11 protein-coding genes are annotated in these 12,681 nt (G+C 68.3%); 4 read left to right on the top strand and 7 right to left on the bottom strand.

Annotation, left to right across the window (positions count from 1 at the left end; all coding sequences use genetic code 11):
* Window positions 1-148: 148 nt before the first annotated feature.
* Entirely contained in the window at window positions 149-1,102 is a 954-nt protein-coding gene (locus J7I44_RS01015) for a bifunctional riboflavin kinase/FAD synthetase (RefSeq protein WP_209614601.1), read from the bottom strand.
* Window positions 1,103-1,209: 107 nt separating this feature from the next.
* Window positions 1,210-2,817 carry a murein biosynthesis integral membrane protein MurJ gene (murJ, locus tag J7I44_RS01010; RefSeq protein ID WP_209614600.1) on the bottom strand — a complete coding sequence of 536 codons (1,608 nt, stop codon included), beginning with the start codon at window positions 2,815-2,817 and terminating at the stop codon, window positions 1,210-1,212.
* A 203-nt stretch (window positions 2,818-3,020) separates the two neighbouring features.
* On the opposite strand from murJ, the gene rpsT reads away from it, so the two are divergent.
* Window positions 3,021-3,284, top strand: a complete 264-nt coding sequence (gene rpsT / locus J7I44_RS01005) for a 30S ribosomal protein S20 (protein ID WP_017460878.1) — start codon at window positions 3,021-3,023, stop codon at window positions 3,282-3,284.
* 105 nt (window positions 3,285-3,389) lie between these two features.
* Here rpsT and J7I44_RS01000 read toward each other — a convergent pair whose 3' ends face one another.
* The 5 genes from J7I44_RS01000 to J7I44_RS00980 form a co-directional block, all read right to left on the bottom strand.
* The gene (locus J7I44_RS01000; protein ID WP_209614599.1) at window positions 3,390-4,430 is read right to left on the bottom strand and encodes a glycosylasparaginase; all 1,041 of its coding nucleotides are present in this window, start codon (window positions 4,428-4,430) and stop codon (window positions 3,390-3,392) included.
* A gap of 464 nt (window positions 4,431-4,894) precedes the next feature.
* Window positions 4,895-5,965 carry an Obg family GTPase CgtA gene (gene cgtA, locus J7I44_RS00995; protein ID WP_209614598.1) on the bottom strand — a complete coding sequence of 357 codons (1,071 nt, stop codon included), beginning with the start codon at window positions 5,963-5,965 and terminating at the stop codon, window positions 4,895-4,897.
* 200 nt (window positions 5,966-6,165) lie between these two features.
* Window positions 6,166-6,423 (bottom strand): 50S ribosomal protein L27, encoded by a 258-nt coding sequence (gene rpmA, locus J7I44_RS00990; protein ID WP_209614597.1) that lies wholly within the window; start codon window positions 6,421-6,423, stop codon window positions 6,166-6,168.
* Between the two features lie 23 nt (window positions 6,424-6,446).
* Window positions 6,447-6,761 carry a 50S ribosomal protein L21 gene (gene rplU, locus J7I44_RS00985; protein ID WP_209614596.1) on the bottom strand — a complete coding sequence of 105 codons (315 nt, stop codon included), beginning with the start codon at window positions 6,759-6,761 and terminating at the stop codon, window positions 6,447-6,449.
* 114 nt (window positions 6,762-6,875) lie between these two features.
* Entirely contained in the window at window positions 6,876-7,409 is a 534-nt protein-coding gene (locus J7I44_RS00980) for a DUF2059 domain-containing protein (protein ID WP_209614595.1), read from the bottom strand.
* Between the two features lie 177 nt (window positions 7,410-7,586).
* Here J7I44_RS00980 and uvrA point away from each other — a divergent pair, with 177 nt between their 5' ends.
* From uvrA to J7I44_RS00965, 3 genes are all read left to right on the top strand, one after another.
* The gene (uvrA, locus tag J7I44_RS00975; RefSeq protein ID WP_209614594.1) at window positions 7,587-10,529 is read left to right on the top strand and encodes an excinuclease ABC subunit UvrA; all 2,943 of its coding nucleotides are present in this window, start codon (window positions 7,587-7,589) and stop codon (window positions 10,527-10,529) included.
* On the top strand, window positions 10,526-10,999 hold the full coding sequence (locus J7I44_RS00970) for an acyl-CoA thioesterase (RefSeq protein ID WP_209614593.1): 474 nt from the start codon (window positions 10,526-10,528) through the stop codon (window positions 10,997-10,999). Before uvrA ends, J7I44_RS00970 begins: the two co-directional genes overlap by 4 nt.
* A gap of 175 nt (window positions 11,000-11,174) precedes the next feature.
* Window positions 11,175-12,611 (top strand): DUF4139 domain-containing protein, encoded by a 1,437-nt coding sequence (locus tag J7I44_RS00965; protein ID WP_209614592.1) that lies wholly within the window; start codon window positions 11,175-11,177, stop codon window positions 12,609-12,611.
* Window positions 12,612-12,681: the final 70 nt, after the last annotated feature.

The following is a 12,681-nucleotide window of genomic DNA, read 5'->3' as shown; positions in this document are numbered from 1 at the left end:
ACGCCGGGACGCGCGAAAGGCGCCGGCGAACCGTTGAAAATAGTAGAAATTGCTGCGTTGCGGTAGGGGACGATGCCCGGCAGGAGCGCCTTTGGGCGCGACCACCTTGGCGGTCGCGCCCAAGGGCGCTCCTACAGGCAGCCATCGATCAGGCCTCGGCCAGCCGCGGATTCATGCCCAGCAGCTCGCGCGCCTGGCGAGCGTCGTCGTGCATCTGCGCCGTCAGCGCCTCCAGGCCATCGAATTTCTGCTCGTCGCGCAGCTTGGCGACGAATTCCACGGCCATGCGCCGGCCATAGAGATCGCCTTCGAAATCGAACAGGTAGACCTCGAGGACCGGCTGCGCGACCTGGTTGACGGTGGGCCTCAGGCCCAGCGACGCCACCCCGGGCCAGCTACACGGTGCCTCGCCGAGCCCGACGCGTACCGCGAAGATCCCGCCGATGGGACTGACGCGCCCGCGCAGTTGGATGTTGGCGGTGGGGAAACCAAGCGTCCGGCCCAACTGGTTGCCGCGCTCGACCTTGCCCTCGATCACGAACGGCCGGCCCAGCAGCGGCGTAGCGCCGGCGAACTCGCCGGAGGCAAGCAACGCCCGCACGCGCGTGGCCGACACCCGTGCGCCGTCGAGCAGTACCGGCGGCATCACCCGCGTGATGAATCCCAGTTCTCCGCCCAGGCGCTCGAGCATGGCCACGTCGCCCGTACGCTTGTGGCCGAAGCGGAAATCCTCACCGACCCAGACCTCCCGCGCGGCCAGCCGCTCGACCAGCACGCGCCGTACGAAGTCCTCGGGGGACATCGCGGTCAACGCCTCGTTGAAACGCAGCAGCAGCGCGTGCGACATGCCCGCCGCGGCAAAGCCCTTGAGCTTCTCGCGCACACCGGAGAGCCGCGGCACCGGTTCGGGCGAGAAGTACGCCCGCGGCAGCGGCTCGAAGCTGATCACCGCGGGCGCCGCTTCCAGCGCCTGGGCGCGAATGCGCACCTCCGCCAGCAGGGCCTGGTGCCCGCGATGCAGGCCGTCGAAGGCGCCGATCGCCACCACGCTGCCTTCGGGGGCAAGGCAAGGGCCCGCAAGGTCCCGGGAGAGTCTCGTCATCCGTCCAGTATAAGCGGACGTCCGTCGCGAGCCGTTCACGCGCTGTAGCAACGCCGCTGGGCGCGACCACCCTCCCGGTCGCACCCAAGGGCGCTCCTACGGGGCGGCTAGACCCCGCGCAGCTCGCCCAGGCGGAAGCCCATGGCGAACAGCGCCACCACGTAAGTGACGCCACCGGTGCCCACCAGCACCGCCAGGTGCCAGACACGCGTGACGGTCGGCACCGCGGTCCAGTCCTGCCACAGCCAGCGCCCGAGCAGCAGCACCGCGACCATCGCCGTGCAGGCCACGGCCAGCCGCAGAAAATGCCGTGCCCAGCCGTGCTGGCGCTCGTACACCCCGGCCTGCTTGAGCCAGCGCCACAGCAGGCCCAGGTTGATGTAGCTGGCCAGCGCGCTGGCCATGCCCAGGGCCATGTGCAGGCCCGGCACTTCGGCCAGCGCCTGCAGCCAGGGCGCCTGCTTCTGCGCCGGGGTCGCCCACAGCGCGAACAGCAGCGCCACGAACAGCACGTTGAGCGCCATGTTGGCGATGAGCGAGGCCACGCCCGCCCGCACCGGCGTGCGCGTGTCCTGCCGCGCGTAGAACGCCGGCAACAGCACCTTGACCAGTGCGAACGCCGGCAGGCCAAAGCTCAGCGCGGTGATCGACAGCGTTGCCATGCGCGTATCGAAGGCGTTGAAGCGGCCGTGCTGGAACAGCGTCGCCACCAGCGGCTCGGCCAGCAGCATCAGGCCGAACATCGCCGGCACCGCGATCAGCAGCGTGGTGCGCAGGCCCCAGTCGAGCGCCCGGGAAAAGCCGGTGCGGTCGGTGGTGACGTGGTGGCGCGACAGCGACGGCAAGATGACCGTACCCAGCGCCACGCCGAACACGCCCAGCGGCAGTTCCAGGAAGCGATCGGCCTGCGACAGCCAGCTCTGCGAGCCGGCGATGAGGAGCGAGGCGATCACCGTGTCCAGCAGCAGGTTGATCTGCGCCACCGAGGAGCCGAACAGGGTCGGGACCATCAGCCGCATGATGCGGCGCACTTCCGGATGGCTCCAGCCCCACCGCGGCAGTGCGAGCAGGTCCAGTCCACGAAGGGCCGGCAACTGGAACAGCAACTGCAGGATGCCGGCAGCCAGGATCGCCCAGCCCAGCGCCAGGATCGGCGTAGCGAGCCACTTCGACAACCACAGCGCGCCGGCGATCATGCACAGGTTGAGGATCACCGGCGTCAGCGCCGGCAGGCCGAAGCGGTGGAAACTGTTGAGCGCGCCACCGCACAGCGCGGTCAGCGACACGAACAGCAGGAACGGGAACGTCAGCCGCAGCAACTCGACGGTGAGGGCGAACTTCTTCGGCTCGTCCAGCGCGCCCGGCGAGAACAACGTGGTGACCTCCGGCGCGAAAATCAGCCCGATCGCCGTGACCACCAGCAGCACGCCACCCAGCGTGCCCGACACCCGCGCCATCAGCTCCTTGAGGTCGGCGTGGCTGCCCTTCTCCTTCACCTCGGTGAACACCGGCACGAAGGCGGTGGAGAACGAGCCCTCCGCGAACAGCCGGCGCATGAAGTTGGGGATGCGGAATGCCACCCAGAACGCGTCGGTCGCCGCGTTGGCGCCAAAGGCCGAGTTGATCGCCATGTCGCGCACCAGGCCGAGCACGCGGGAGATCATGGTCATGCTGCTGAACGAGAGCAGCCCGCGGAACATGCTGGGGGATTTCATGCGTGGAGCGGAACCTGGTGCCGGCCAAAGGCGCTAGTGTGACAGCCCACCGGGGCGCGCAGGTAGCCGGGGCATGGCGCCAATCTGTCCCTGCAGGAGCAGGGACGATGCCGCCGGGTCTTCCCTAAACAGTTGACCGACCAGCGCATTGCCCGCATAATTGCCCGTCTTTTTCCAACCCAAGCCTTCTCTGGAGTTCTACCTTGGCCAACATCAAGTCCGCGAAGAAGCGCGCGCGCCAGTCCGAGCAGCGCCGTCTGCGCAACGTCAGCGCCCGTTCCATGGTGCGCACCGCCCTGAAGAAGGTCGTCAAGGCCATCGAGGCGAAGGACAAGGCCGCCGCCGTGGAAGCCTTCGCCGCCGCCCAGCCGGTCATGGACCGCTACGCCGCGCGTGGCCTGATCCACAAGAACAAGGCCGCTCGCCACAAGAGCCGCCTCAACGCGAAGATCCGCGAGCTGGCGTAAGCCGGCTTCGCACATCACGGGTTGGTGGAAAGGCCGGCGCAAGCCGGCCTTTTCGTTTGCGCGGGCAAAAGCAGGCAGGCACGCGGACGGGTGCCTGCCCTCCGCTCAGGAGAAGCTGGTCGCGTACACGCTGGGCGAGGCGAACAGGCCGTCCTGCTTCGTCGCATCGCAGACGGCGTAGGTAAACCCGCGCTGGATCGCATGCGCGCCCACCGCACCGTCGCGCCGCAGCGCGAGGAAGCCCACCTGCATTTCCTTCGCGCCGTCCGGGCGCTTCTTCACGATCCGCCGCACGGCTTCCTCGCAGGCTTCCTGCGGGCTGCGCCCCTGGCGCATCAGCTCGACCACCAGGAAGCTGCCGGCATTGCGGATCACCTCCTCGCCCACGCCGGTGGAGGTCGCGCCGCCCACCTCGCCGTCCACGTAGAGACCCGCGCCGATGATCGGGCTGTCGCCCACGCGGCCGTGCATCTTCCACGCCATGCCGCTGGTGGTGCAGGCGCCAGCCAGGTGGCCGTGGGCATCGACGGCGAGCATGCCGATGGTGTCGTGGTTGTCGTGCCCGCCGCGCAGGCTGCGGTGATAGTCCGCATTCTCGCTGTTGGCGACCGGCCGGTGTTTCGCGCTCCTGAGCCACTCGTGCCAGGCCTTTTCCGCTTCGGGCGTGAGCAGGTTTTCCTCGTGGAAGCCCTGCTCGCGGGCGAACTGCAGCGCACCGTCGCCCACGAGCAGCACGTGGGGCGTGGCCTCCATCACGCGCCGTGCCACGCGGATCGGGTGCGCAATGTTCTCCAGGCAGGCCACAGCGCCGCAGCGGCCATCGCCATCCATGATGCTGGCGTCCAGGGTCACGTGGCCGTCGCGGTCCGGATAGCCGCCCTTGCCGACACTGTGGTTGGCCAGATCCGATTCGGGCACCTGCGCACCCTGCTCCACCGCATCCAGCGCATTCCCGCCGCGCGCAAGGACGGTCCAGGCCGCGCGGTTGGCGGGTACGCCGAAGTCCCAGGTAGAGATCACGCGGGCGCCCTCGGCGCCCGGCAGCGCGCCTTTCGAGGGCACGGCGGTCGCGGCCGCGAAGCGGGGCGCTGCGAGCGCGCCGGCGGCCAGCATGGAGGTCTTCAGGAAGTCGCGGCGGGAGGGCATGGAGGGCGATTCCTCGGGCAGAAGCTCCACATGATGCGCGATCACAGCTGGGCAGGCGAGCATGGGCTTCCCGCGGGTCGCCCCCATCCGCCTGTCGGCACCTTCCCCCGCGTTCGCGGGGGAAGGACCGATGGCGCGGCAACGGCTCGACCTTTCCCCCATGACGAGTGAAGGATCGATGGCGTGGTGTCACGGTGCGAGCTCTCCTCCCTTCACGGAGAAGGATCTAGGGCGCGGCGCTACGGCTCGACCTTTTCCCAAGGACGAGCGAAGGATCGATGGTGCGGTGCCACGGCGCGAGCCTTCCCCTTTTACGGACAAGAATCGTGGCGCGGCGCTGCGGCTCGGCCCTCCCCAATTGACGAGCGAAGGATCGATCGCGTGATGTCCCGGCGCGAGCCTTCCTCCGTTCACGGGGGAAGGTGCCCGAAGGGCGGATGGGGGAAGCCTTGCGGGAAGCCCGCCTACGACTCCCCGCGCAGCCGCACGTCGCCCGGCTGCATGTCGACGCGCTCCTCACGCACCTGCCGCTGCGATTCGAAGAATCGCTGCACCTGCTGGCATACGGCCATGGTGTTGTCGCGCGCGATCGCCGACACGAGGAACCATGGCGCCTTCCATTCCAGCCGGGCCACGATGTCCTCGGCGATCGCCTGGCGCTCATCCTCCGGCAAGACGTCGGCCTTGTTGAGCACCAGCCAGCGCGGGCGCTCCAGCAGCTCGGGATCGAACTTCGAAAGCTCCTGCTCGATCGCGCGCACCTGCTCGACCGGATCGGTGCCGTCGATCGGCGCGATATCCACCAGATGCAGGAGCAGGCGCGTGCGCGAGACGTGGCGCAGGAACTGGATACCCAGGCCGGCGCCCTCGGCGGCGCCTTCGATCAGACCGGGGATATCGGCGATCACGAAGCTCTGGTCGGTACCGAGGCTGACCACGCCCAGGTTCGGATGCAATGTGGTGAACGGGTAATCTGCCACGCGCGGCGTCGCCGCCGAGACGGCACGGATGAAGGTCGACTTGCCGGCATTGGGAAAGCCAAGCAGCCCCACATCCGCCAGCAGCTTGAGCTCCAGCTTGAGCTCGCGCACCTCGCCCGGCGTGCCCGGCGTGGACTTGCGTGGCGCCCGGTTGACCGAGCTCTTGAAGTGGATGTTGCCCAGCCCGCCCTTGCCGCCCTCGGCGACCAGCAGGCGCTGGCCATGCTGGGTCAGGTCGCCGATCACCTCGTCGGTATCGACGTTGGTGACCACGGTGCCGACCGGCACGCGGATGGCGGTGTCCTCTCCGCCCTTGCCGTACATGTCCGAGCCCATGCCGTTCTCGCCGCGCTGGGCCTTGAAGCTGCGCTGGTGGCGGAAATCGATCAGCGTGTTGAGGCCCTCGTCGGCCACCAGCCAGACCGAACCGCCATGGCCGCCGTCGCCGCCGTTGGGGCCGCCGAACGGGATGAACTTCTCCCGCCGAAAGCTGACGCAGCCGTTGCCGCCGTCACCGGCCTGGACTTTGATGATCGCTTCGTCGACGAATTTCATGGGAGAGCCGGGAATGGGGAATCGGGAATGGGGAATCGGAAAAGCGCGCCCATGTTACGGCCACCGTTGTGGAGACCAGGCACACCGCGCAGGGCAAGCATCAGGGAAACCGCCTTTGCGATTCCCCATTTACCATTCCCGATTCCCGCACAAAACAAAAGGCCCCGCAGGGCGGGGCCTTCTGCTTCGTGCCAAGGCCGTTAGGCCTTGACGACGCTGACGAACTTGCGGTTGTTCTCGCCGCGGGTCTTGAACTCGACCACGCCATCGGTCAGCGCGAACAGGGTGTGGTCGCGGCCCAGGCCCACGCCGGTGCCGGCATGGAACTTGGTGCCACGCTGGCGGACGATGATGTTGCCGGCCTCGATGGCCTGGCCACCGTAAACCTTCACGCCCAGGTATTTCGGGTTCGAGTCGCGACCGTTGCGGGACGAACCTACGCCTTTTTTATGTGCCATGACTTAAATCCTCGGCTGGTGTATCAGGCGTTGATGCCCGTGATCTCGACTTCGGTGAAATGCTGCCGGTGCCCCATCTGCTTCTTATGGTGCTTGCGGCGGCGGAACTTGATGATGCGGATCTTGTCCGCACGGCCGTGGCGACGCACGGTGGCCGAAACGGTGGCGCCGGCAACGGTCGGCACGCCGACGTTGACCGAGTCGCCCGAGCCGACCAGCAGCACCTGGTCGAAGCTCACGTTAGCGCCTTCCTCGGCATCCAGCAGCTCCACGCGCAGCACGTCGCCCTGCTGGACGCGGTACTGCTTGCCGCCGGTCTTGATGACTGCATAACTCATGGGATGGTCCCTTCTGTCGTTATTCTCTTGGGTCTCACCGCGCGCGTGACAGCCGTGGTGAACGGCGAAGTATAGCGGCGCGGTCCGTCGCTGGTCAATCTTTGAGCAACCCGCTCAAGGCGTGGCGGACGAGCCCCCGGACGCCGGCGCCGCAAGCTTCGCCCCGGGTGTGGCGGCAGGCGACGCCGGGCAGCGCCCCTGGCCGTCGATCCGCCCGCTCTTCTGCAGTTCGGCCAGCATCGCCTGGGCGCGCTCGCGGCCCCATTCCTGGCCCAGCTTCATGCCCTCGGCCATGGTCGCGGGCATCTCGGTAACCACCTTCCTGCCCAGCGGCGAGCGGTAGAACTTGAGCAGCCCCTCGATATCCGACGCGCTGAAATGGCGCTGGTAGATCGGCACCATGCGCTCGGTCAGCTCCTGCGCCCCCTTGGCGTCGATGAAGCCCTGCCAGTAGCTGGCAGGCACGCAGGGCAACTGCTGCTGCATCATCGCGGCCATCTGGCTGTTCATCTGGCCGAGCATGCGGTCGACGCCGAACACGTCCATCAGCGCGCGCACCTGCGCCTCGCTGGCCGGTTTAGGCGAAGCCGCGAGCACCGTTCCCGTCGCCAGCCACAGGGCCAGGCCCAGTCCAGTCCACTTGCGCATATGGGTCTCCTCGTCGCGCGGCAGGGTCCGGCATTGGGCCACAGCCAGCGGCCGACGAAAAGCTCGGCGCCGGCCCTCTTCAGGGGCGGCGCAAGGCTGAAGCCCACCCTACCGAGTCTCAATTTCTGACCTCGGCAGGTTGGTATAGTGGCCGGTCTCCCCCATATCCCAGCGCGCATGGAAACCATACGCATCCGCGGCGCCCGCACGCACAACCTCAAGAACATCGACCTGGACCTGCCGCGCGATCGCCTGATCGTGATCACCGGCCTGTCCGGCTCGGGCAAATCCTCACTCGCCTTCGACACGATCTACGCCGAAGGCCAGCGCCGCTACGTCGAGTCGCTCTCGGCATACGCGCGGCAGTTCCTGTCGATGATGGAAAAGCCCGATGTCGACACGATCGAGGGGCTGTCGCCGGCCATCTCGATCGAGCAGAAGTCGACCTCGCACAACCCGCGCTCGACCGTCGGCACGATCACCGAGATCTACGACTACCTCCGCCTGCTCTTCGCCCGCGTCGGCACGCCGCGCTGTCCGGACCACGGCATTCCGCTGGAAGCGCAGACGGTCAGCCAGATGGTCGATGCGACGCTGGCGCTGAATCCGGACAAACGCTGGATGCTGCTCGCGCCGGTGATCCGCGAGCGCAAGGGCGAGCATGTGCAGGTGTTCGACCAGCTGCGCGCGCAAGGCTTCGTACGCGCCCGGGTGGACGGCGTGGTGTACGAGCTCGACGCCGTGCCGCCGCTGACCCTGCGCCAGAAGCACACCATCGAAGTCGTGATCGACCGCTTCCGCCCGCGCGAGGATCTCAAGCAGCGCCTGGCCGAATCGTTCGAGACCGCGCTGCGGCTAGGCGACGGGCTGGTGATCGTGGTCGACATGGACGACGACAGCGCGCCCGAGCAACTGCTGTCCTCGCGCTACTCCTGCCCGGTCTGCGACTACTCGCTGCCGGAACTGGAACCGCGCCTGTTCTCCTTCAACTCACCGATCGGCGCCTGCCCGAGCTGCGACGGCCTGGGTGTGACCCAGGTGTTCGACCCGGCGCGCGTGGTCGGCCACCCGGAACTCCCGCTCTCCAACGGCGCGATCCGCGGCTGGGACCGGCGCAACCCGCACTACTTCCAGATGCTGCTTTCGCTGGCTGCGCACTACGGCTTCGAGGCCGACACGCGCTGGCGCGACCTGCCTGCGCACATCCAGCAGGCGATCCTCTACGGCAGCGGCAAGGAAAAGATCGCCTTCCGTTATCTCACCGAGCGCGGTGGCCGGGTGACCCGCGAGCATGCGTTCGAGGGCATCCTTCCCAACCTCGAGCGGCGCTACAAGGAAACCGAATCGTCCGCGGTGCGCGAGGAGCTGGCCAAGTACATCAGCGACCATCCCTGCCCCACCTGCGAGGGCCAGCGCCTGAACCGCTCGGCGCGCAACGTGTTCGTGTCCGACCAGCCGCTGCCGTCGCTTACCAATCGCTCGATCGACGATGCTCTCGCGTTCTTCGAGGATCTCAAGCTCGCCGGCTGGCGCGGCGAGATCGCGGCCAAGATCGTCAAGGAGATCCGCGAGCGGCTGACCTTCCTCAGCGACGTCGGCCTCAACTACCTCACGCTGGACCGCCAGGCCGACACGCTCTCCGGTGGCGAAGCGCAGCGCATCCGCCTGGCCAGCCAGATCGGCGCCGGCCTGGTCGGCGTGATGTACGTGCTGGACGAACCCTCCATCGGCCTGCACCAGCGCGACAACGAGCGCCTGCTCGGCACGCTCACGCGCCTGCGCGACCTGGGCAACACGGTGATCGTGGTCGAGCACGACGAGGACGCCATCCGCATGGCCGACCACGTGCTCGACATCGGCCCCGGCGCCGGCGTGCACGGTGGCGAAATCGTGGCGCAGGGCACGCTCAAGGACATCCTCGCTTCCGAGCGCTCGCTCACCGGCCAGTACCTCTCCGGCACGCGCGCCATCGAGGTGCCCACCGAGCGGCGCAAGCCGGTCGACGAGGACGCCTGGCTGCGCCTGAAGGGCGCGCGCGGCAACAATTTGAAGAACGTCGATCTGGCGATCCCGGCCAAGCTGTTCACTTGCGTCACTGGCGTGTCCGGCTCGGGCAAGTCCACGCTGGTCAACGACACGCTGTTCCGCCTGGCGGCCTCGGAGTTGAACGGCGCCGGCGCGCAGCCGGCGCCGTTCGAATCGGTGACCGGCATGGACCTGTTCGACAAGGTGGTCGACATCGACCAGTCGCCGATCGGCCGCACGCCGCGCTCCAACCCGGCCACCTACACCGGCCTGTTCACCCCGCTGCGCGAACTGTTCGCCCAGGTGCCCGAGGCGCGCGCGCGCGGCTACACGCCGGGCCGCTTCAGCTTCAACGTGCGCGGCGGCCGCTGCGAGGCCTGCGAAGGCGACGGCATGATCAAGGTGGAGATGCACTTCCTCCCCGACGTCTACGTGCCCTGCGACGTCTGCCACGGCAAGCGCTACAACCGCGAGACGCTGGAGATCCACTACAAGGGCAACACCATCGCCGACGTACTCGACATGACGGTCGAGGACGCGCTCAAGCTGTTCGAGAACGTGCCCACCATCGCGCGCAAGCTCGACACGCTGCGGGCGGTGGGCCTGGACTACATCAAGCTCGGCCAGAGCGCGACCACCTTGTCCGGCGGTGAGGCGCAGCGCGTGAAGCTCTCCAAGGAGCTGTCCAAGCGCGACACCGGCCGCACGCTCTACATCCTGGACGAGCCGACCACCGGCCTGCACTTCCACGACATCGAGCAGTTGCTTGACGTGCTGCACCAGCTGGTCGACCAGGGCAACACCGTGGTAGTGATCGAGCACAACCTGGACGTCATCAAGACCGCCGACTGGATCGTCGACCTCGGTCCCGAGGGCGGCGCCGGCGGCGGCCGCATCCTGGTCGCCGGCACGCCGGAAGACGTGGCTGCCTCGCCCGAGTCGCATACCGGGCGCTTCCTGTTGCCGCATCTGAAGGCCCCGGCGCCCGCTCCGGCAGCGCAGAAGCCGGCCACCAAGCGCACCAAGAACACGCTCAAGCACATCGCCTCGGCGGACAAACACCGCCCCATGCCCCGCAAGAAGAAGGCCCCATGAGCCCGCGCAAGTCGACCAGGAAGGCTGAGGCCGACGTCCCTGCCGAAACCGGCGCACCCGTGGTGTCCGCGCCACTGTTCACGGCAAGCCTGCCGGTGCGCTGGCGCGACCTGGACGCCTTCAACCACGTCAACAACTCCAATTACCTGACCTACCTGGAAGAGGCGCGACTGCAGTGGCTCAGCCACGTGCCCGGCCCATGGTTCGACGACCATGCGATGCCGGTGATGGCGGCCGTCCAGCTCAACTACCGGCGCCCGATCGAGTGGCCGGCGCAGCTTCGTGTCGAACTCTATTGCGAGCGGCTGGGCAACAGCTCGATGACGATCGGCCACCGCATCCTCGACGCCGAGCATGCCGACCGCCTCTACGGCGACGGCCACGTGGTGATGGTCTGGATGGACCCCGCAAGCGGCAAGCCGGTGGCGTTGCCCGAGGCCATCCGCGAGGCGGCCGGCGGCCACCCGTAAACCTGCGCAGGCCCCGTGCGTGCGCCGGCCGCGGGCAATGGTTCGCCGGGGCGGGCGACGAAACCGGCGCATCGCCCGGAAGCGGCCTGCTGCAGTTCCGGCCGGCGTGCGTGCAAAGGTTCAGCCCGCCCGCGCCATGCCTCTATGATGGCCCCTCCCCACGAAGGAGCCCGTCATGACCCTGCCCCCTCGCCGTGCCCTCGCCTTCGCCTGCGTTGCCGCCTGCCTGGCCCCCGCCGTACAGGCCACCGACACCGAACTGACCCTTTACCGCAGTGACAATTCCGCGCTGTACACCGCCGCGGGCGACGGCAGCGTGGCCGAGGGCCACGCGGTGGCGCGTGAGCAACGCGCACTGCAGCTGAAAGCCGGGACCCAGGACGTCGCGATAGGCGACCTGCCGCTTTACCTCGATCCCGAAGCGATCGCCCTGTCCTTCGCCGACGACCGGGCCCGGGTGATTTCCCAGCGACTGCTGCTGGGACAGGGCAACGAGGCGGCGCTCGCCGGCCTGGTCGGGCAGGACATCACCGTGCTCGGCTCCAACGGCGATCCGCTGGCGCAAGGCACACTGCTGCGCGCGGGCAACGGCCTGCTGGTCAAGGGCTCGCTCGGCAACACGCTGGTGCGCGAGTACGCCGCAGTGCGCAGCACCGGCGGCGACTTCCCCACCGGCGCAAGCCTGCGCCTGCGCGTGGATGCCGCACGCGCCGGCAACGCCACGGCCACGCTGAGCTATCCCACCGCCGGCCTGGGCTGGCGTGCCGCCTACATGGGCACGCTCGAGCCTGGCAATGCCTGCCGCTTGCAGTTCGAATCGCGCGCCAGCATCGCCAACCGCAGCGGGCGGGACTGGCACGACGCCGCCCTCAAGCTGGTCGCGGGTGAACCGCGCTTCGCCAAGCCGGATGCGCCACAGCCGATGGCGATGTCGATGGCCCGCGCATACAAGGGCGAGGCGGCCGACCTGCCCCGTCAGTCCTCGCTGGGCGACTACCGTCTCTACACCCTGCCCCAGCCGGTCGACCTGCCGGACGGCAGCGTGAGCCAGGTACCGCTCTACACGCCCCGGACGCTGGCCTGCGAGCGGACTGCGCTGTACGAGAATGGCAACGCGTGGACGCCTCCGGAGCCGATGCTCGCTGCCGACTTCAACACCGGGGGCGGCAACACCATCGAAAGCACCCTGCGCTTCACCGCTTTCGACAGCCTGCCCGCCGGCTACCTGCGCGTGCTGGGCAATGACAACCGCGGCACGCCGCAATTCCTGGGCGAAGGCCGCATCGAGGACACACCCAAGGGCAGCGATGCCACGCTGACCCTCGGCACCGCGTTCGACCTGCGCGCCGAGCGCGAGCGCACCGCCTTCAAGGTGGACAAGGCCGCCCGCACGATGGACGAAGCCTTCCGCATCACGCTCACCAATGCCGGCGAAGCGGCGCGAGTGGTGACCGTGCGCGAACACCCCAGCCGCTGGCGCGAATGGACGCTGGCGTCCTCGTCGGTCAAGCCGAGCAGGCAATCGCCTGACGTGCTGGAGTTCAAGGTAAATGTCCCGGCCGGCGGCAAGGCGACGCTGGACTACGCGGTCCACTACCGCTGGGCCGAGTAGGCGGTCCAAGGCATGACCTCCCCCATCCGCCTGTCGGCACCTTCCCCCGCGTAGCGGGGGAAGGCTCGAT

This window comes from Frateuria flava, assembly GCF_017837635.1.
In the GTDB taxonomy this organism is placed as follows: Bacteria; Pseudomonadota; Gammaproteobacteria; order Xanthomonadales; family Rhodanobacteraceae; genus Frateuria_A; species Frateuria_A flava.
Note: the sequence above shows the minus strand (reverse complement) of the source record. Positions and strands in the feature narration are given on the sequence as shown.

Bases quoted from the DNA above. Each gene is read 5' to 3' on its own strand.
- J7I44_RS01015 (WP_209614601.1), bottom strand. From the start codon at position 1,102: ATGACGAGACTCTCCCGGGACCTTGCGGGCCCTTGCCTTGCCCCCGAA.
- murJ (WP_209614600.1), bottom strand. From the start codon at position 2,817: ATGAAATCCCCCAGCATGTTCCGCGGGCTGCTCTCGTTCAGCAGCATG.
- J7I44_RS01000 (WP_209614599.1), bottom strand. From the start codon at position 4,430: ATGCCCTCCCGCCGCGACTTCCTGAAGACCTCCATGCTGGCCGCCGGC.
- cgtA (WP_209614598.1), bottom strand. From the start codon at position 5,965: ATGAAATTCGTCGACGAAGCGATCATCAAAGTCCAGGCCGGTGACGGC.
- rpmA (WP_209614597.1), bottom strand. From the start codon at position 6,423: ATGGCACATAAAAAAGGCGTAGGTTCGTCCCGCAACGGTCGCGACTCG.
- rplU (WP_209614596.1), bottom strand. From the start codon at position 6,761: ATGAGTTATGCAGTCATCAAGACCGGCGGCAAGCAGTACCGCGTCCAG.
- J7I44_RS00980 (WP_209614595.1), bottom strand. From the start codon at position 7,409: ATGCGCAAGTGGACTGGACTGGGCCTGGCCCTGTGGCTGGCGACGGGA.
- uvrA (WP_209614594.1), top strand. From the start codon at position 7,587: ATGGAAACCATACGCATCCGCGGCGCCCGCACGCACAACCTCAAGAAC.
- J7I44_RS00970 (WP_209614593.1), top strand. From the start codon at position 10,526: ATGAGCCCGCGCAAGTCGACCAGGAAGGCTGAGGCCGACGTCCCTGCC.
- J7I44_RS00965 (WP_209614592.1), top strand. From the start codon at position 11,175: ATGACCCTGCCCCCTCGCCGTGCCCTCGCCTTCGCCTGCGTTGCCGCC.